18 protein-coding genes are annotated in these 19577 nt (G+C 44.3%); 16 read left to right on the top strand and 2 right to left on the bottom strand.

The features are described 5' to 3' along the window. The first annotated feature begins 21 nt into the window (after window positions 1-21). The 10 genes from DC094_RS15535 to DC094_RS15490 all read left to right on the top strand — a co-directional run bounded on the left by DC094_RS15535 (window position 22) and on the right by DC094_RS15490 (window position 6105). Window positions 22-321, top strand: coding sequence for a hypothetical protein (locus tag DC094_RS15535; RefSeq protein WP_158527351.1), 300 nt, complete (start codon window positions 22-24; stop codon window positions 319-321). Window positions 322-438: 117 nt separating this feature from the next. Next, window positions 439-1116 (top strand): cytochrome c biogenesis heme-transporting ATPase CcmA, encoded by a 678-nt coding sequence (gene ccmA, locus DC094_RS15530; RefSeq protein ID WP_116688047.1) that lies wholly within the window; start codon window positions 439-441, stop codon window positions 1114-1116. Next, the gene (gene ccmB, locus DC094_RS15525) at window positions 1113-1778 is read left to right on the top strand and encodes a heme exporter protein CcmB (RefSeq protein ID WP_116688046.1); all 666 of its coding nucleotides are present in this window, start codon (window positions 1113-1115) and stop codon (window positions 1776-1778) included. The genes ccmA and ccmB overlap by 4 nt, the downstream gene beginning before the upstream one ends. 11 nt (window positions 1779-1789) lie before the next feature. Next, entirely contained in the window at window positions 1790-2527 is a 738-nt protein-coding gene (locus DC094_RS15520; protein ID WP_116688045.1) for a heme ABC transporter permease, read from the top strand. Further along, window positions 2527-2733 carry a heme exporter protein CcmD gene (gene ccmD / locus DC094_RS15515; protein WP_116688044.1) on the top strand — a complete coding sequence of 69 codons (207 nt, stop codon included), beginning with the start codon at window positions 2527-2529 and terminating at the stop codon, window positions 2731-2733. Before DC094_RS15520 ends, ccmD begins: the two co-directional genes overlap by 1 nt. Beyond that, entirely contained in the window at window positions 2733-3233 is a 501-nt protein-coding gene (ccmE, locus tag DC094_RS15510; RefSeq protein WP_116688043.1) for a cytochrome c maturation protein CcmE, read from the top strand. The genes ccmD and ccmE overlap by 1 nt, the downstream gene beginning before the upstream one ends. Window positions 3234-3353: 120 nt before the next feature. Next, on the top strand, window positions 3354-3836 hold the full coding sequence (locus DC094_RS15505; protein WP_116688042.1) for a GIY-YIG nuclease family protein: 483 nt from the start codon (window positions 3354-3356) through the stop codon (window positions 3834-3836). Window positions 3837-3898: 62 nt separating this feature from the next. Then, window positions 3899-4117: a DUF6500 family protein gene (locus DC094_RS15500; RefSeq protein ID WP_116688041.1), complete on the top strand. Its 219-nt coding sequence runs from the start codon at window positions 3899-3901 to the stop codon at window positions 4115-4117. Between the two features lie 150 nt (window positions 4118-4267). Then, on the top strand, window positions 4268-5140 hold the full coding sequence (yghU, locus tag DC094_RS15495; protein ID WP_116688040.1) for a glutathione-dependent disulfide-bond oxidoreductase: 873 nt from the start codon (window positions 4268-4270) through the stop codon (window positions 5138-5140). Between the two features lie 89 nt (window positions 5141-5229). Then, window positions 5230-6105 carry a glycerophosphodiester phosphodiesterase family protein gene (locus DC094_RS15490; RefSeq protein ID WP_116688039.1) on the top strand — a complete coding sequence of 292 codons (876 nt, stop codon included), beginning with the start codon at window positions 5230-5232 and terminating at the stop codon, window positions 6103-6105. Window positions 6106-6162: 57 nt separating this feature from the next. Here DC094_RS15490 and DC094_RS15485 read toward each other — a convergent pair whose 3' ends face one another. Both DC094_RS15485 and cysZ read right to left on the bottom strand, forming a co-directional pair. Beyond that, window positions 6163-8004, bottom strand: a complete 1842-nt coding sequence (locus tag DC094_RS15485; RefSeq protein ID WP_133245573.1) for a beta propeller repeat protein — start codon at window positions 8002-8004, stop codon at window positions 6163-6165. A 102-nt stretch (window positions 8005-8106) separates the two neighbouring features. Continuing rightward, window positions 8107-8790 carry a sulfate transporter CysZ gene (cysZ, locus tag DC094_RS15480; RefSeq protein WP_116688037.1) on the bottom strand — a complete coding sequence of 228 codons (684 nt, stop codon included), beginning with the start codon at window positions 8788-8790 and terminating at the stop codon, window positions 8107-8109. A gap of 251 nt (window positions 8791-9041) precedes the next feature. Here cysZ and smc point away from each other — a divergent pair, with 251 nt between their 5' ends. The 6 genes from smc (at window position 9042) to prmB (ending at window position 19454) form a co-directional block, all read left to right on the top strand. Then, window positions 9042-12521, top strand: a complete 3480-nt coding sequence (gene smc / locus DC094_RS15475; protein WP_116688036.1) for a chromosome segregation protein SMC — start codon at window positions 9042-9044, stop codon at window positions 12519-12521. A 14-nt stretch (window positions 12522-12535) separates the two neighbouring features. Next, complete coding sequence (locus tag DC094_RS15470) at window positions 12536-13669, top strand: cell division protein ZipA (protein WP_133245572.1); 1134 nt, start codon at window positions 12536-12538, stop codon at window positions 13667-13669. A 70-nt stretch (window positions 13670-13739) separates the two neighbouring features. Beyond that, complete coding sequence (gene ligA / locus DC094_RS15465) at window positions 13740-15782, top strand: NAD-dependent DNA ligase LigA (protein WP_116688034.1); 2043 nt, start codon at window positions 13740-13742, stop codon at window positions 15780-15782. Window positions 15783-15997: 215 nt separating this feature from the next. Beyond that, on the top strand, window positions 15998-17446 hold the full coding sequence (locus DC094_RS15460) for a glycosyltransferase family 32 protein (protein ID WP_116688033.1): 1449 nt from the start codon (window positions 15998-16000) through the stop codon (window positions 17444-17446). 102 nt (window positions 17447-17548) lie between these two features. Further along, window positions 17549-18331: a hypothetical protein gene (locus DC094_RS15455; protein WP_133245571.1), complete on the top strand. Its 783-nt coding sequence runs from the start codon at window positions 17549-17551 to the stop codon at window positions 18329-18331. 184 nt (window positions 18332-18515) lie between these two features. Then, complete coding sequence (gene prmB / locus DC094_RS15450; protein WP_116688031.1) at window positions 18516-19454, top strand: 50S ribosomal protein L3 N(5)-glutamine methyltransferase; 939 nt, start codon at window positions 18516-18518, stop codon at window positions 19452-19454. Window positions 19455-19577 lie beyond the last annotated feature (123 nt).

Here is a 19577-nt window from a genome sequence, read left to right as displayed (position 1 = left end):
CTGACTCTATCGCAGCGCCGTTTGGCATCGCGTCTGGAACTCATTGAAAATGAGATGGGCGATCTACAGATGTTGGTGAGTGCATTATCTGTAAGCGCTAGTGGCGCCGGTCAGGATCTGATCCTGCTGCGTCAGCGATTACAAGACGATCAGCCAGCTGAAACAATAGAACAAGATGTTGCCCGATATACTGAGGCTTCTCGTTTGCTGCAATCTGGAACGCAAGATGCTGTGATTCTTAAAGAATGTGGTTTAGCGAGGGCAGAACTAGATTTACTTCGGGCAGTTGGGCAGGGATCGTCCACATTTACGGAAAAATAAATTTCCTGCAGTTTGTTGGGTATCACTAGGTTAGATTTAATTAGCCAAGTGAGCCCAACAGATTGCCAGCCCCCGGAGTTATAGTGCTTCCTACACAAAATAATCAGGAGGCTGCCGATGTTTGATGCTGCAAGCAAATTTCATGGCAGTCAGCTTCATTGTCAGCGTGACGATCGACTGTTGTTTGAGCAGGTTGAATTTGAGATTCATGCTGGTCAAGCGTTACTTATAGAAGGTGCTAATGGCGCCGGTAAAACCAGTTTGCTGCGTTTTCTTTGTGGTCTTAATCAGGTCGCAGAGGGCGAACTGACATGGTGTGGCAAATCTGTCTCGCCTTCTGATCGCGATTACGCGAGCAAAATTTTATATATCGGCCATAAATCTGGCATGAAAGCCGACCTTAGCTGTGTTGAAAATCTCAGCATGCTAGTGCGGTTGGATGGTGAGGTCGCCGATAGAGAAATCATTGAACAAGCGTTAGATCAAGTCGGCCTGTATGGTTTTGAAGATCGACCTGCCGGGCGATTGTCTGCTGGTCAGCATCGTCGAGTTGCATTGGCTAGATTGTTACTACAAAAGAAACCTCTGTGGGTACTCGATGAGCCATTAACTGCGCTTGACGTTCAGGGTATCGCTTGGCTGGAATCGACGATTGCCAATCATTTGGCAAAAAATGGCATGATCGTGATGACTTCTCACTCAGTAGTGGGTGTTAATGACAACAACCTAGTGAGGTTACCGTTAAAAACGGGTGCGACAGCAGGAATTGCTAGCAAAACGGAGGCTAGCCAATGAGCGCTCTATTAGCCGTGGTTCGGCGTGATTTGTTACTGGCTTATCGTCGTCGCAGTGAATTGATGAATCCGCTAGTCTTCTTTGTCATTGTTATTACACTTTTCCCGCTTGCAGTCAGCCCTGCACCGAATACCCTAAGTCAGATGGCTCCCGGAGTGATTTGGATTTCGGCCTTGTTGGCGACTTTGCTTTCTTTAGAAAGCTTATTTCGAAGTGATTTTGATGATGGCAGCCTAGAGCTTTTGTTGCTAACCGAAACGCCGCTGCCATTGATTGTGATGGGTAAAATCATCAGCCATTGGTTGGTCAGTAGCTTGCCATTAATCATTCTTGCGCCGGCCTTGTCTCAGTTACTCTATATGCCGGTAGAAGCACTCGGTGTATTGATGCTCAGCCTATTGTTAGGCACGCCGATTCTCAGTTTGCTGGGTGCGGTTGGAGTTGCATTAACGGTTGGTTTGAAGCGTGGCGGCGTATTGGTCTCGTTATTGGTGCTGCCGTTATATATTCCGATCCTGATTTTTGCGGTGGGTGCGGTACAATCTGCCACCATGGGGATGGATTCAGGATTTCAGCTCTACCTGCTAGGCGCTATGTTTGCTCTAGCACTAACACTGTCGCCCTTTGCGACTGCTGCAGCTTTACGAATTAGTTTGAGTTAGGAAAAAATAATATGTGGGCTTGGTTTCATCGTATGGCTTCACCGCCACACTTTTACCGCACGGCAACGCGCTGGATTCCCCGGCTACTTTGGCCGTCGTTAATTCTGCTTTCAATTGGTTTGGTGTGGGGTTTGGCAGTGGCACCCGCCGATTACCAGCAGGGTGACAGTTTCCGGATTATTTATATTCATGTTCCAGCGGCTATGTTGTCGATGTCGATCTATGTCTCGATCGCTATCTCGGCAGCAGTTAGCATGATCTGGAAGATCAAAATGGCTGACGTGGTAGCCAAAGTTTCTGCGCCGATTGGTGCTTGGTTTACTTTTTTAGCGTTATTTACCGGCGCTATTTGGGGCAAGCCGATGTGGGGCGCTTACTGGGTTTGGGATGCTCGACTGACTTCTGAGCTAATTCTGTTATTCCTTTATTTCGGCCTGATAGCAATTCATGCGGCAATTGAAGATCGTATTCTGGCTGCCAAAGCTGCCGGTGTCTTAGGTCTAGTCGGTGTCGTGAATATTCCAATCATTCACTATTCTGTAGTGTGGTGGAATACGTTGCACCAGGGCTCGACCATTGCCAAGTTTGGTAAGCCGTCAATGGATATCGAAATGGCGATACCTTTATTTATTTTGATACTGGCGTTTAATTTATTAGCAGCAGCAATGGTTTTGATGCGCACTCGCAATGAAATTATTGATCGTGAATCAGATCGTCAGTGGGTCGCAGAACTAGAGGATCTGAAATAATGAATTTTCACTTCGACAGTTTTGCTGATTTTTTAGCAATGGGCGGTTACGGCTATTATGTCTGGATTGCTTATGGTGTATTTGCTGCAGTAATGGTGTTTAACTTGCTGCAACCTGGTTTTGTTCGCAAGAGTCTGATGGCTGAAATTCGTAGCCGAGTAAGACGTAAAGCGCGCGAAAAAACTCAAGCGAAAGGAGGTCAATAATGACACCTAAACGTAAAAAACGCTTAACGGTAGTAATGCTGATTTTATTTGGTGTTGGTACTTCAGTGGCCTTATTGCTTCAAGCCTTTCAACAGGGGGTTAACCTGTTTTATACCCCACAACAAGTTGTTCAGGGTGAAGCACCGAAAGGCGCAGTTTTCCGTGTTGGTGGTGTGGTCGTGCCAGACAGTGTTAACCGCGCTGATGATTCATTAAAAGTCACCTTTGGATTAACCGACAATAAAGGCACTATTACTGTTCACTACGAAGGTATTTTGCCAGATCTGTTCCGAGAAGGTCAGGGTATAGTCAGCCTAGGTTCGCTCGATGGTAAAGGCGGATTCCGTGCCCAGGAAGTGCTAGCCAAGCACGATGAAAATTATATGGCGCCAGAAGTTGTTGAAGCCCTAGGTGAATCTCATATCGCCGCATTAAAAGCCAAAGCAGAAGCTGCGCAAGAAGATCAAAGCTTAAAAGCAGATGCTAAAGGTTTTAACTAGATTTAACGCTAGAACCTTTAAATAAAAAACGGCCATTCCTGTGAGGGAGTGGCCGTTTTTTTATGGTGTTGGCTGATTTTTAAGATACTATGCCTCAGGATTTTCTAAAGAGGTGCTCCAATGGATAAGCTTAAATTAATATTTGATCAAGTAGATGAGTTAAATAGTAAATTTATTGAACCGATGTTTTTAAAATCTCCAGTTTATGTATTTAATAGTGAATCATCGCTTGTTGGCCTAGATGCTGAGGTTATTGAGGAAAACTATGACGATAGACATATAGCTTGGAAAACCCCCGGGGTATATGTTTTTCTCGATATGTATGGCGAGCCGATATATTGTGGGGAGGCAAGTCGGCATCTTTTTGGGCGTGTTTATGACTATTTTGCAAAGAAAGTACAGCCTGAATATTCTAAAATACATTCCAGATATGCGTGGTGGAATGAAGTTCCTGCTGGGGTAGTTTTGTTTTACATCGCTTCTAATGACCAAAACGACGAGGGGATGGGGTATGCTCTTGAAACACGAATTCTCAAGAATGTCCCTTTAAAATTCAACAGAAAGAAGAATATAATTTTACAGGATGCTGTTCAACATGTTTAGGTTTTTCATTAACTTTTGATTTCGATCTTATGACCTTGTTGTTTATGTTATAGAAGAGGTTTATGAAAGACATTCTCCGTAAAAAAATCATCAAAGTGTGTGATGATAAAATTGAAAAGAAAGGTTCGAATGTCGGGCTTTCCTTCTATGCATTTTTTGCCAATAAGAATGATGATCCTGAATTGCTAATGCAAACAGCAGAATGGTGGATCATGAAACACAAACTGGATCATTTCGAAAAGGCGCTGAAAATTAGAGAAATGGTGCTCGCAGGTCAATAGCAATTGGTTGATTTGTGGTTTTAAATTAGCTGATTTTTGGCTGAACGCTACGGCCACTTACACTTGCGTTTCTCAATTTGAACCCGCCGCTTGAAATGTTGTCAATTACCCCCACTAGACAAAGCATACTTACATAAGAAGGCAATCAAGATGTCGAATGATTCTGCATATGTGCCAGCCAAGGTTTGGAAGTGGGTTGGTGAGAATGGTGGTGTTTGGGGCAGTATGAACCGCCCAACTGCTGGTGCGACCCATGACAAGGAATTGCCAGTAGGCAAGCACCCATTACAGCTCTATTCGATGGCCACACCGAATGGTGTAAAGATAACCGTAATGTTGGAAGAGCTACTGGCGCTGGGCATTAGTGAAGCTGAATATGATGCGTATTTAATCAGAATTGGTGAAGGTGATCAGTTTGGTTCTGGCTTTGTTGATGCAAACCCTAACTCAAAAATTCCTGCTTTGGTCGATATGAGTACCGAGCAGCCGACTAAGGTGTTTGAATCTGGCTCGATCCTTCTTTATTTAGCCGAAAAATTTAATGCGTTTATTCCGGCAGAACCCGCCGGGCGAACTGAATGTTTGAATTGGTTGTTCTGGCAAATGGGCAGCGCACCTTATTTAGGTGGTGGTTTTGGTCATTTTTACCATTACGCGCCTGAAAAAATTGAATATTGCATTGACCGTTTTGCAATGGAAGTAAAGCGCCAACTAGATGTGCTGGATAAGCAGTTAGCCAATAATCGTTATATTGCGGGTGATGAATATACTATTGCTGATATTGCGATCTGGCCTTGGTATGGCGCACTGGTAATGAACCAGGCGTATGAAGCAGCAGAGTTTCTCGATACCGATTCTTACCAGCATGTGAATCGTTGGGCCAACGAGATTTTAGCGCGGCCAGCTGTGCAGCGTGGAAAAATGGTGAATAAGAGTTGGGGTGAGCTTGAAGAGCAGTTGCATGAGCGTCATGCCGCCTCCGATTTTGAAACTGCGACTCAAGATAAACTTGAGCAAAAGTAGCACTATTAATGTAATGCATGCTTAAAAAAACCATGGGGCGAGATGATGCTCCGTGGTTTTTTAGCGCTGGAATAAATGGAATTTAACCGATGCGCAGACTGATTTTAATATTTCCTATGACGGTTGTCATCTGGTTGGTGCTCTGGTTGCTGCCTGCGGCTAATTCAGTTGCGCCGCATCGCTACTATGAGTCATCAAATACTTTAGCAGTAATTGCCCATAGGGCTGGGCGAGGCGAAATGCCTGACAGTACTTTGCCAGCTGCGGTTGCGGCGCATCGGTTGAATGCGGTGATTGAATTAGACATTCACCAGAGTAAAGATGCTGTGTTGGTGGTTCGGCATAATGATACGGTCGATGCCACCACTGAAGGCTCTGGTTTAATTAAACAAAGAACGCTCCAGCAATTAAAACAGCTGGATGCCGGTTATCGATTTGATCCTCAAAAAAAGTCCAGTTTTCCATTTCGAAATAAAAACATAAAAATTGCTACGCTAGCAGAAATTATTGCAGCAACTCCCAATGCTAAATATGTTTTTGAGTTGAAGCAAATAGAACCTTCGATTGTTGAGCCATTGTGCCGGTTTATTAATAAAAACAGTTTGCAGAACAAAGTGCTTGTTGGATCTTTTTCGATTGATGCGTTAGCTGATTTTCGCCAGCTTTGCCCCGATGTCGCGACTTCTATGTCGGCGCAGGAAGTACTAGCATTGGTTCTCATGCAAAAAATTGGCTTGTCTCATTTATTGCCGATTCGAGCAAATGCAGTGCAGGTTCCGATTTATCGCTATGGATTGACTATTTTAACGCCATCATTTGTTGAAGCGGTCCAGCAGAGAGGTTTGAGGGTCGAAGCTTGGACAATTAATCAACCTAAACAAATGCAGAAAATGATTGATTTGGCGGTTGATGGGATTATTACTGACTATCCAGCTAAGTTAATTCGCTTGTTAGGTGAAAAATAAAAATAGGTTAAGCTATTAATGCCAAACCTATTTCATATTTTTTCTCAATTAAATTACTTATTGTTGAGGATGTTTCAGCCGCAATACAATTAACGGTATCAGAAGGAATAATAAATAAATCGGCAAAGATCCGCCGCCAGATTTAGGTGTGACTAAGTCAGCACCAGCAACAAAACTTGCTACTTGAAGTGGTGGCGCGGCATTACCACTGGCAAATGGTGGAGTGGCGATGGCGGCAAATGCTCCATTAAGAACAACCATTGTCCAGTTATAATTGGGATCTAACAAGCTAGCGCCGTGACTGGAGACCGTCATAAAATGATTAGAATCAGTGGTGACAATCGATACTGGAAATAATGCACCGGTTGCTGATTTGTAATGTATCGAAATTAATGTCTGTGTTTCTGTTGTAACCAATTCTGTGACCAAGGCTGCCAGAATATCCATTGAACCGATTGCTGGCAAACTTCCCCGAGCATCAATCGGTAGCCAGTTAACTCCGCTGCTATCGCTAATAAAAACACCGCTATCATCGACTAGCAAAACACGGCCATCAGCCAGTGGATTTAACGAAGTGACATCTTCATAGTAAGGATCGGGTGTACGAATGGCTTGCCACTGCTGGCCGGTTTCAGATGTTAGTACCTGAAGTTGATTGTCGCCATTGAGCGTGCTGCTTGCTAGGGCATAAAACCGATTGTTAGTATTAAAAAGTTTGCTGAATTTATAATTAATTGCGGTACTGGGAAGCGTTACGGTTGCCCAGCTCCCCGAGCTGCGATAATAGATTTTTGCTGCGGGATTATCGTTGGTTGCAGTTACCGCATAATCATCGCTGGCGGCATAATGAATTAAACTCGTTGCGAGCACATCGACTAGCTCGCTAGTCCAGCTAACCCCATCAATAGACTTGTAGATATTTCCCGATTCGGTGGTGATTACAAACTGGTTGCTACCACTATCATAAAAGGCTTTTTCAAAATCCTGATCGGTGAAAACAATCCCTCGATCAATCCAATCTGCACCATTTATACTGGTATACGCGCGGGTTTCTGGCTGGCTCGTTGCATTGGTGTAGTTCTCAACAATGAGTAGTAAGGATCCATTGCTAAAACTAGAAAAGCCTAAAGAATTGGCTTGAGGGGTGGGGTGGTTATTGATAGTAAAGTTGTACTGGTTATCTAATACTGCAACATAGCGACCGTCATCAGTGCTCGTGCTTTTAATAAAAACTGCATTATTACCCAGTTTTAAGGGGCTTTCTTGAAAATCTCCTAATGCGATATCTCCTGCTGAACCAGCCACTTCAGTAATCGTTTGTGCTTCCCAGCGAGTGTTTTTGGGTGCGCTGTCATAGTTGACGTTATGAATAGCTAGTCGTTGAAATACATTCTCCGCTGCGTCATTGCCTTGGATTATGCCAGCAACAATTGAAGCAATTGTAGAAATTTGATACTCACCGCGAGATGCATTTAAAGTAAATGAAATGCTGGCAGGTGCATCAACTGCATAATCTCTAGCAGCTGGGTCGCGATAGCAGTGCCAATTAAATTCAGCTTTAGGCATTGCCCCTTGCGCAGTTAGAGAAAGACTCGCACTGGCAACCAATGAAATATCAACCGCAACTGCTGCATTGCTGATTTGTTCGGTTGACTGATAATTGACGTTAGTTGGAGCGCCCCACGCGTTGGGTGTGTGAATGCATCCAGCAATCATCACGCCAGAACCCTCCTTGTCTGCAGTGAAGTTTCGAGTAATTACTGCGGTTTCATCGGCGGCAAATTGATAGCTAAGTTGTGCCGGTTCCTGGCGACAGCCGCCGAGAAACAACAATAAAATAGACAGGCTAATAAATGGTGATTTCAGTTGTTTGATCATCTTCCATGATTCACTTTTCATTTGAGTTAGCCAAATTCTAGCAACTGCGCGTTTGACTGTTTGCTTTTCGGCCAATAAAAAAGGAGCCAGTGTTGGCTCCTTTTTTATTGAAACAGAAAGGTTTTATTTTTCGAGTGCTTGCCAATGCTTACATCCGGCGATGGTTGCCCAAGCGGGAATTAACAAATTTAGCAAAGGCACCATTAAAACCACCGAAAAACAAAAGCCAATCAGCAAGGTAGAGATTTTGCCTTGCGCTAATTTTTTTGGCAGATCTTTAAAAGGCCTGCCAGCCACTTCCTGGGCGTAATCACTGTAATTAACCATTAAGATCCAGGCTCCCCAGAAGGCCGCTAGAATCGGTCCAACCAACGGAATAAAGCTCAGCAGTAGAATAAGAATGGCTCTGGGTAGGATGTAACCCAATTTGCTGAGTTCGCGGGAGAACACCAGCTTTAACTGCGACCAAGAAAAAGGGTTGGCAGTTAATTGGTGATCGAGCAGAATTTCTGCAATCACACTGTTGAACGGAGCGGCAATCAAGTTGGCAGTTAACAGAAATGTGAACTGAAAAACGATCAATAAAAGTAATGTCGCCAATGCAGTTAAAACTTCATCCAATAATGACAACCATTGGGGTAGGTCGCTGAGCCATTGTGCCAGATAATCGGCAACTAAGTTCCACCCGCTGAAGGCCAGAATGATGTAAAGTAGCAGGTTGGCCAATTGTGGGATTAGCACCCATCGGCGGAGCCGGGATGAAAATAACAGGCTAAAGGATTGGCCGAGTGTGGATAAGCTATGCATTGTTGAATGATCACCAAATGATCTATTAGTTTTTAGGCGGCTATCCTGCCACAACTACCAATATCGATCCAATATTGACCCAACGCAACTGTGATCAGAAATTGGTTATAGCCAAGCCACTTTAGAGGTATGAATTTCTGCATTTTGAGGTGGTTTTGCTATAGATTTTATAACAGCTGATTAGCTAAAATTCGCAGCTTGCGCTGCCCGATAGAACAGACAGACACCTGCGGGCGCTGTCAGGGAACTCTATGCGACTGAAACAAATTAAGCTGGCCGGTTTCAAATCCTTTGTTGACCCCACCACGGTACCGTTTCCCGGGAATCTGTGTGCGGTTTTGGGGCCGAATGGCTGTGGTAAATCGAATGTAATTGACGCGGTACGCTGGGTAATGGGTGAGTCTTCAGCCAAAAACCTGCGTGGCGAGTCGATGACCGATGTTATTTTTAATGGTTCAAGCCGACGTAAACCGGTTGGACTTTGTACCGTTGAGCTAGTGTTTGAAAATACTGAGGGTCGAATTGGTGGCGAGTATGCCAAATATGCTGAGTTGGCGATTAAACGCCAGGTAACTCGTGAAGCCCAGTCGACTTATTTTCTCAACGGCACCAAATGTCGTCGTAAAGATATTACCGATATCTTTTTAGGTACCGGTCTTGGCCCGCGTAGTTACGCGATTATCGAGCAGGGAATGATTTCCCGTTTGATTGAATCTCGCCCAGAAGAACTTCGAGTATTTCTTGAAGAAGCGGCCAGTATTTCAAAATACAAAGAGCGTCGTCGCGAAACCGAAAACCGCATGAAACACACACGAGAAAATCTCGAGCGGTTGGCAGATTTACAAGAAGAACTCGATACGCAACTTTCACGGCTAAAACGGCAATCCGACGCGGCGCGTCGTTATAAGGCATTGCGTGAGCAGGAAAGAACGCTCAAAGCGCAGTTATTGGCGATTCGCTGGCGCAATATGCAGCTACAAATTCAGGATGCAGAGTTATCACTTTCAGCCCAAGAAACTCGCATGGAAGCATCGCTGGCAGAGATCCGAAAAGCCGATGCTGACTTAGTAGCGTGCCGTGAAGGTAATAGCGAAAACACCGATAAATTTAATGAAATTCAGGGCCAGTATTATCAATTAGGCTCGAGTTTGGCACGAATCGAACAAGATGTAGAACATAGTAAAAGTCGCCAACAGCAATTGCAGCAAGAGCAATTACGCGATCAGGAAACACGTCAGGAATTAATTCGTCAGCTAGAACACGACCGCCAGCAATTGGAAGTGTGCCGTGAAGAATTAATGATGCTGGAACCTGAGCTTGAAGAAGTGCAAATGGCTGATGAAGAAAGTCATGAGCGTTTATTGCAAGCCGAGCAGGCGTTAGAAGAATGGCAACAAAAGTGGGATCACTTTCAGCAAAACAGTTCTGATTCCACCAGTAAAGCAGAAGTTGAAAAGGCCAAACTACAGCATTTAGAAGATGGGCTGGAAAAATCATTACAGCGCATTGAACGTTTAAAGCAGGAGCGCGGTTTAATTGATGACCAGTCAATGGAAATTGAACTGGAGTCGATTCTTGAGCAGCAAATGATGGTGGAAGAACAACTATCTGAGCTGGATATTCAGCGGGAAGAATTAACCGAAAAGCGTCAGCAATTACAGCAAGATGTTCGTGAGCTGGAGCAGCAATTATCTGAAGCACAAAATCATTTGCAGCAGCAAAAGGGCCGAGAAACATCGTTAAAAGTTTTACAGCAAGCTGCACTGGGGTTGGGTCAGGAACAGGCCAACCAGTGGCTTGAGCAGCAAGGGCTGGAAAATGCACCGAGAGTGGGGCAATTGCTGGAAGTTGAATCGGGTTGGGAACTGGCAGTTGAAACGCTGTTGGGTGAACGGCTGGAAGCGGTTTCTATTGAAAATCTGGCTGGATTAAATCTCGATCAAACACCAGCCAGCGGCCAATGGTTAGTAGAATCTGGCCTGCAAGATTCCCAGTCATTATCGGGAATTATCCGTAAAGGTATTCCGCCGCTATGGTTTGATCAGATTCAACTGGCAGAAAATTTACCGGCAGCGCAGCAAATGTTGACCGGTTTAAATGACCAACAATCGATTATTACTAAAGATGGTTTTTGGCTTGGTAAAGGTTGGTTGCGATTAAAACCGGCAGAAAATGAATCAGGCGGTGTGCTGGAACGCGAGCAACAACTGCGTCAGTTAACTGAAGAAATTGAAATTCAGACCGAAAAAGTCGAAAGCTTGAAATTGGCATTGGAGACTTCTCGAGAAACTTTAGAGCAACAAGCCAGGCAGCAGACGGATTTACAGCAGCAACGCGAAAGCATGGCATCTAGCGCATCGGAAGTTCGAGCCCGTCAATCTAGCTTGCAAGCAAGCCTTGATCAAGTTCGCCAACGTAGCGGTCAATTAGATCAAGAACTGGCGGAATTAACGGAAGGGCGAATGATTGATCAAGAAACTTTGATCGAAAGTCGCCAGCAGCTAGAGCAAGCACTACAGTCTTTAATGGAAGCCAATGACCTGCGTGAACAATTGCAAGGTCGAAGAGAAAACTTACAAAATAGTGTTGCTGATGCTCGAAATGGTGGTCGCCAATTGCGTGAAAAGCACCATCAATTATCTGGTCGGGTTCAATCACTAAAAAGTACTGAACAAAGTGCAGCTCAGGCGATTCGTCGTTTGCAAGATCAGCAGCAACAATTGCAAGAGCGTGCCGAAGAAGTGGCAATGCAGTTGGAAGAAGTGACCTTCCCGATTGAAGAAAAACTGATGCAACAGCAAGAATTGCTAGAGCGCCGGTTGCTAGTGGAAGATCAATTAAATGCTGCCCGAGATGGCATGCAAGGAATACAGCACCAAATTCTTTCGTTAGAAGAAAAACGCGCCGAAGCAGAGCGTCAGTTAGAAGGCGTTCGAAGTGCTTTGGAGCAGCAGCGACTCAGCCACCAAACTTTAATCGTTCAACAAAGGACGGTTGAAGATCAGTTAAAAGAAGGTGAGTTTCTGCTGAAAGAAATTATTGAAGATTTGCCAGAAACTACCGATGATCGACAATGGGTTAAAGATCTGGAATCGGTGTCTGAAAAAATTCGCCGCTTAGGTGCGATTAACCTAGCAGCGATTGAAGAATATCAGACCCAAGCCGAACGAAAAGAATACCTAGACAGTCAAAGAGATGATTTGGAGCGGGCGCTAGAAACGCTGGAAAATGCGATTCGCAAGATCGACAAAGAAACACGAGCCTGCTTTAAAGAGACCTTTGATAAGGTGAATGATGGCTTGCAGACCTTGTTTCCTAAGGTTTTTGGTGGTGGTGCCGCATGGTTGGAGTTGACTGGTGAAGATCTGTTGGATACCGGTGTTACGATTATGGCGCGTCCGCCGGGTAAGCGAAATTCAACCATCCATTTATTATCGGGTGGTGAAAAAGCTTTGACTGCGATTGCACTGGTATTTTCAATTTTTCAGCTAAATCCCGCTCCATTCTGTATGCTTGATGAAGTGGATGCACCGTTGGACGACGCAAACGTCGGCCGATATTGCAAGCTGGTCAAGGAAATGTCAGAGCAAGTGCAGTTTATTTACATAACTCACAATAAAATTGCCATGGAAATGGCGAGTCAGCTTACCGGTGTCACCATGCAAGAGCCCGGCGTTTCACGCCTGGTTGCTGTAGACGTAGATCAAGCCGTGGAACTGATCGAACACTAAGAGGAACGGCAGGCGTGGAACTATACCATCTGCTAATAATTTCAGGAGTAGTACTGGTCATGGTGGGATTGTTTGATGCGTTGCGCCGGTGGCGTAAGGCAACCAGGGAAGATGAACAAATCGATTTGCGCAGTCGCGCTAAGTTCGACCTTTCTACAAATGGTGGAGCAAAGGAAGCTTCTGATCCGTTTGATGGTGTGCTCGGTCCTGCGCGTCCCGTGAAATCTAGCCCAGCAGCTGATGCTTCGATGCAAGCTGACTTGCAGCCACAAACTGCCCAGTCAGCTGCAGAAAAAAGACCATCAGCCAGGCCTGCTACTCAGCCGTCGCTTGCCGATTTTGATGCAGAAGCAGTAAAAGTGCATAAAGAGCCGGTATTTAAAGCCAATGCAGTCAACTCTGCTGCAAGCAGTGAAAAAGCCCGCCCAGCATCTGTCGGTGATTCGGTACATCATGAACCGACGCTGAATCAATTCGAGAATCAACATATTCCCGCTTCATTATTGAAGCAGCCATCGGAAGTTGATTTAGTTGAACCGGTGGATGACGACCCAGCAGAAAATTTGCCGCTGGATACATTGTTGGAAGATATTACTCAGCAGTCAGATCCTGCAGATCGAAGCGAACCCACTGCCGCAGAACCTATCGAGCCAACATTTGATATGCACAAAGAGTTAGATCAAACGGAAAACACGCCAGACACTGCGTGTGATGAAGTGAGAGAAGACCAGCAATATCAGGTGTTGATGATTCATCTGGCAACCCGTGGCAATGGTATTTCTGGAAAAGCGTTATTGCTGGCATTGGAACGGGAGCAGCTTCAATTTGGCGAAATGAACATTTTCCATAGTCACCAAGATGATGATCCAGCGCTGCCGATTATGTTTAGTCTGGTCAATTCTATGCAACCTGGTAATTTCGACCTAGATACTATGGATCAACTGATAACGCCTAGCGTGACGATGTTTGTTCAAATCCCCGGTCCGAGTAATCCTCGAAAGGCAGTTTGGAATATGTTGGAAACCGCTGACCGTATGGCCAAGCAAATTAATGCTGACCTGCTAGATTGCAAACGCATGCCAATGAAGCAAGATCAAGCAGCAAGAATGTTGGATGAAGCGGAGCGTTTAACCCCCGCATCAGTTTAATATTATTTAAATATTTTAATTCGGCGAGCCATGACTATCGGTTGTGGCTCGCCATTTTTCTGAGAAGATCATGAGCGAACGTGAGAGCATAAAGCAGCGTATTGAACTACTGCGGCAACAAATCCGTCAACACAATCATCTTTATTATGTTTTAGATTCCCCTGACCTTCCTGATGCTGATTATGATCGGCTATTTAGTGAGCTTTGTGATTTGGAGTCTCAGCACAGGGATTTAATTGTTCCTGAGTCTCCAACTCAAAGAATTGGTGGCAAGCCTCTAGTTGGCTTTAAGAGCATTGCTCATCGGTTGCCGATGTTGTCGTTGGCCAATGCTTTTAATAATGAAGAATTGGCAGACTTCGCCCGCCGTGCCAGTGAGCGGTTGAGCCACACCTCAGAATTAACCTGGTCGTGCGAGCCAAAACTCGACGGTTTAGCGGTCAGCTTGGAATATCAAGATGGTGTTTTTGTTCGAGGTGCAACCCGTGGTGATGGCCAGTCGGGTGAAGACATTACCGAAAACCTGCGTACTATCAGAGCTATTCCCCTGAAATTGTTGGGTGGAGGCTGGCCGGCATCATTAGAAGTTCGCGGCGAAGTTTATATGCCGATCGCCGGGCTAGAAAAATTAAATGCCAAGGCGCGGATTCTTGACGGCAAAATATTCGCCAACCCACGAAATGCCGCAGCTGGCAGTTTGCGTCAGTTAGATCCTAAAATTGCCGCCAGCCGCCCACTGAGCTTTTTTGCTTATAGCGTCGGTGCAGTGGAGCCTGATAGTTTGCCTGCAGGGCAAATTGAATTGTTATTGCAGTTAAAAGAGTGGGGTTTCCCGGTTTCTGATTTAATCAAACGGGTTGATTCTTTGCAGGGCTGTTTTGATTATTATGAAGATTTAACCGCTAAACGTGATGACTTAGCATTTGAAATTGATGGCATTGTTTACAAAGTAAATGACCGCCAATTGCAAAAGCAATTGGGTCAGGTTGCTCGAGCGCCGCGCTGGGCAATTGCCAGAAAATTCCCCGCCCAAGAAAAATCAACTTTGCTAGAAGGCGTTGATTTTCAAGTTGGTCGAACCGGCGCAGTCACACCAGTGGCACGTTTGAAGTCGGTTGATTTAGCCGGGGTGGTGGTTAGCAATGCGACCTTGCATAACATGGATGAAGTTACTCGATTGAACTTGTGTATCGGTGATACGGTGGTAGTTCGTCGTGCTGGTGATGTAATCCCTCAAGTAGTAAGGGTTGTCCAAACTGAAAGAAGAGGCATCGAGCCCATAAAAATGCCGAGCGAGTGCCCGGTTTGTGGTTCTGCGGTTAAACGAGCTGAAGGTGAAGCAGTTTCTCGCTGTAGCGGCGGATTATTCTGCGGCGCACAACGTAAACAAGCAATCATTCATTTTGCATCGCGTAAAGCACTCGATGTTGAAGGACTGGGCGATAAGTTAGTCGAATTATTAGTTGAACGTGAACTGGTTAAATCACCAGCCGATTTATTCCGTGTCCAGGCTGATACGGTTGCTCGATTGCCACGCATGGGCGAAAAATCTGCGACTAAATTGGTGAGTGCTTTAGAAAAAGCCAGAGAAACTACTCTGGAACGGTTTATCTATTCGTTAGGTATTCGTGAAGTGGGTGAGGCGACTGCCAGAAATTTGGCGTTGTATTTTACTGAATTAGATAAAATTCGTCAGGCAGATCATGAAGCATTAATTGCTGTGGCAGATGTTGGTGAAATTGTCGCTAAAAATATTCGCAGCTTTTTCTCTGAAACTCATAATGCAGAAGTGGTTGATGATTTAATTCAATTTGTCCATTGGCCAGAAATTGAGAAGATTGTTGATGAAAATAGTCAACCTTTACAAGGGTTAACTTTTGTCATCACTGGTAGCTTCGCGGCTTATCAGCGAAGTGACTTGAAGAACCAGCTACAACAAATGGGCGCAAAAGTAAGCGGCAGTGTTTCAAAGAAAACCCATTGCTTGATTGCCGGTGAAGCGGCAGGTTCGAAGCTGGATAAAGCGACTGAGCTTGAAATAAAAATCATTGATGAAACACAAGTAGCTGAGCTTTTGGAGAACCCAGAGTCATTCTGGCAGCAAGTGGGTTAACTTGACTGAATAAGTATGCTGCCAATGTTCATAATTCAGTTGTGGATATTGGTATGCTACTTGGAATTTGTATCGCTTTGTTAGCGCTTCAAAAGCCCGCTTCGATTTTTTTGTTCGTTGATTACCTGTTTAAAAGATTCTGCCTATACTTCTGTGAATAAATCCATTGTTGCGAGTGGCTTTGACATAGCTTGTCTATCTATTTTGGTAGGTAAGTGGCTAACTCTAATCGACAAAGCAAAGATGAGAGAGGCAAGGTGATTGAATGTTTAGTTAGGCAACTTATTGTATCAAAATACAGATCTAAGATTGATGCTGCTACTGAAGATGGGCTATTAGTGTTAGTAAAAGATGCGCTGGCTAATTACTTTAATATCGATGAATTTTTTTCTGCTTTGATTGTTTCTATGAAGACCAATTTTGATGAGCAGATTTTTTCTTCGCCTATCCTATCGCAGGAAGATGCTAGTAAATTTGTAAAATCTGCTTGTTATGGTGAAGAAAGTGTAAGCTTTACTTCAGATCATGCATTGTTAATCAATATTTTCATAGATGTTATCGACATTCTTAATTCTGTTGGTGTAGGAAGAGATGCAGGTGAGGGTCGGGCTTCAGGTGTTTCAATTATCCATAGAATATGGTTAGGGAAAATACCGTCAGAGGAAAAGATTCTAATTGCAATGGCTACCAATGTTACTTTATGTGAGAGTTGGAAAAATAAATCTAAATTTGAGTCATATTTTTGGGTTGAAAATAGTAGGCTGAAGATTTTTTTTGAAAGCGTTTTGCCGCGCCGTGTTAAAGTGGTTTTGATTGATGATTTGATTGATGGGTTTTTAAAAAAACATCCTAATTTAAAGTGGTTGCAAGCTAGAGTTAAAGCATTCATTCTTCAGAGAAGATATGCGTTTGCTACAGATATATTGCGATTAATGACTCTCTATATGTATGGAGGGTTGTACTTAGATTTTGAATTTAGATCCCTTAGATTAAATGATGTAGGAAAAGGCTGTGGTTTTTCATTTTTTCACGATGACATATACCATTTACCGGTTAATTTTAGCCCTTCATTGATAGGAGTTCCAGGTCAAGATGATAAGCCTGCGGAACTCTTTCATAGCAGAGAAACCGTATTTTCATCGTTTTCTGATAGTGCAAAAAAGGTAACGGAGAACAAGTTTAGAGATAATATTCATGCATTGTCTTTTCAAAGGGTTGAAAATTCAGCTATATATATTGGTGCTCCTTATTCTGAGCATGCGCTATCAATGTTAAAGATGTTGGAAGATATCACCGTAAGTGATATTCGGTTAATTGCTGGTAGAGCGGCAAATGCTAAAAAAATAGATAGTGTATTAATGCCAATCTTCCATTCCGCCTTTGATCGAAATCCTATAAATTTTGGATGCTTTAGATCAAACTTGATGCTTTTTGATGGCGTTAAATGTTATCGCTGGAACAGTTCTGGCGAGGTTGAAAGTGTATTGTCTTTCACCTTTAAGCTAGATAGCCGCTTTACTTTCGGTACAGAATGCACGGCTCGCGATTCTTTGTTTTTTGAAAGGTCAAACTTTGTTGGGTTTTATATTTCTTCGATGAGACTTGTGAAGAGCATCAATCTCAGTTGGTTTAAGCGAGAGTTGTATCGTTCGTCTGAGGTCTAAGCTATACATTGAGCGGCATCAAGGATTATTGATTGAATTGTGACTAATGTCTGTCTTGGTAAGGCAATTGATGGCTGCCATTAAATCCGGATTGTGAGTGTAATGTCCCTAACAGTTTTAGTGTTATCGATTTTTGGACTGTTCTGGTTAGCGATTGTTTTAATTGCCACCAGCCAAGTTCGTGAACAAAAAAATAAGCAAAAAATTCTTGCTGCGGATAAATTCCAAAAGAAAGCCGATCAGTGTGATTACATTCTGGGTAATCTGCCTGAATTTTGGTTAAATGCTGCTGCTAGATTGGCGCTAGCAGAGCTGATGGTTGAATCTTTGGAGCAGGCCTTAAGCCTAGATCAGAAATCAGATGCACTTCAGCAGCGGTTAACGCGTGCCAATCAATTATGTTCAAGATTGAAATCCCAAGTTGAAAACCAACTGTTTGTTAATGAAATTCCCAAGCAGATTCGAGAAGGCGATGTTCGCCAATTGCAGTTGAACATTACCAAAGCCGATCGAATGTTGGCTGGCCTTTATGGCAAAACCGCACCGGCTCAATTAGAAAAATGGCACCGACGTTTGCGCCAGGCAGTTAATGAAGTGGAAGTGCTCGGTCATATCGCAGCGGCTAAACGAGAATTGCAAAGTGGCAAGCGCTTTAAAGCCGAAAGATACTTTCTGCGAGCCACCGACTTGATTAAAACTTGTGATATTAGCGACACCAAACAGTTTCAAGCTTATTTGAAAGCGGCCTCGAGTACTGATGGAAGTCAGCAGGATTCAGGTGATGCTCCTACTGAAGATTTAGCGAACCAAAACACGGCAACTCCAGTCGATATCGATCCTCAAATATCTGTTGATGCTCCGGCTATAGTCGCAGAAGCATCTTGAGCAAAACACCTACCTTCGGCTTTTAGCCTGCTGCTCGCTACTCCCTATCCAATCAGACTTATAGCCAACACGGTTTTGCGTTAGACTTGGCGCCATTAAATACAGTCTTTGTAGTGCCTGCTGTCAGCCGATCCTCAAACAGGGCGATGACTGTGCTGCAGGCAAGTTATATCCGGAGTCCGATTTGTCATTTGAAGCAGCAACGCTGGTTACTGAGTTAGAGACCCTGCGTGATTACCTCCGCTGGAGTTTTAGTCAATTTAATCAAAGCGATATTTTCTATGGCCATGGTGCGACCAGTGCCTGGGATGAAGCGGTAGAATTGCTGGCAGGTAGCTTGCATTTACCGCGTGATATCGATGGCCGTTTGTTAGATTCCAAGCTGACCACCCAAGAGCGTAAGCATTTTATCTCTTTGGTTGATCAGCGGATTAATCAGCGTTTGCCAGTCCCTTATTTGACTGGCCGTGCTTTCTTCTGCGATCTGGAGTTTAAGGTGGATTCCCGAGTTATTGTGCCGCGTTCACCGATTGCCGAGTTAATTCAACAGCAGTTTTCTCCTTGGTTAACCGAAGAGCCGGCCCGCGTTCTGGATATGTGTACTGGCTCGGGTTGTATTGCGATTGCTTGTGCTTATGCATTTCCAGATGCCGAAGTGGTGGGTGCTGACATCAGCGACGATGCGATGGAAGTCAATGCAATCAATGGCCAGCGACTGGATCCAGAAGGGCAGGTGCGTTTTGTTAAAAGCAATCTATTCTCCAATCTGTCAGGTGAGAGCTTTGATCTGATTGTTTCTAATCCGCCGTATGTCGATGCGCGTGATTTATCGGAAATGCCAAAAGAATTTCATGCAGAGCCAGAAATTTCATTGGGCTCGGGTGAAGATGGTTTGGACCTGACGCTGAAAATGTTGGCCCAAGCACCGGATTATCTGAACGATGGTGGTTTGTTGATTGTCGAAGTGGGTAATAGTTGGGTGGCGTTGGATGAAATGATTCCTGAAGTTGGTTTGATTTGGATTGATTTTGAAAACGGCGGCCATGGCGTATTCGCCACCAATAAAGAACAATTGTTGGCTCACCGTCCACGCTTGAAACAGTTGGCAGCTGAACGTGCATGATTAATGTCAATATGGCCCCGCTTGCAGTAGTTAGCTGCTGAGGGTGCATAATTAATAATAACGCGGCAGAAATATAAATAATCTGCCGCATCTCTTGTGTTGAAACCCAATTAATGAGGCGCG

This window comes from Pelagibaculum spongiae, assembly GCF_003097315.1.
In the GTDB taxonomy this organism is placed as follows: domain Bacteria; phylum Pseudomonadota; class Gammaproteobacteria; order Enterobacterales; family Pelagibaculaceae; genus Pelagibaculum; species Pelagibaculum spongiae.
The sequence above is the reverse complement of the archived record's forward strand: the minus strand, read 5'-3'. Positions and strand labels throughout refer to the sequence as shown.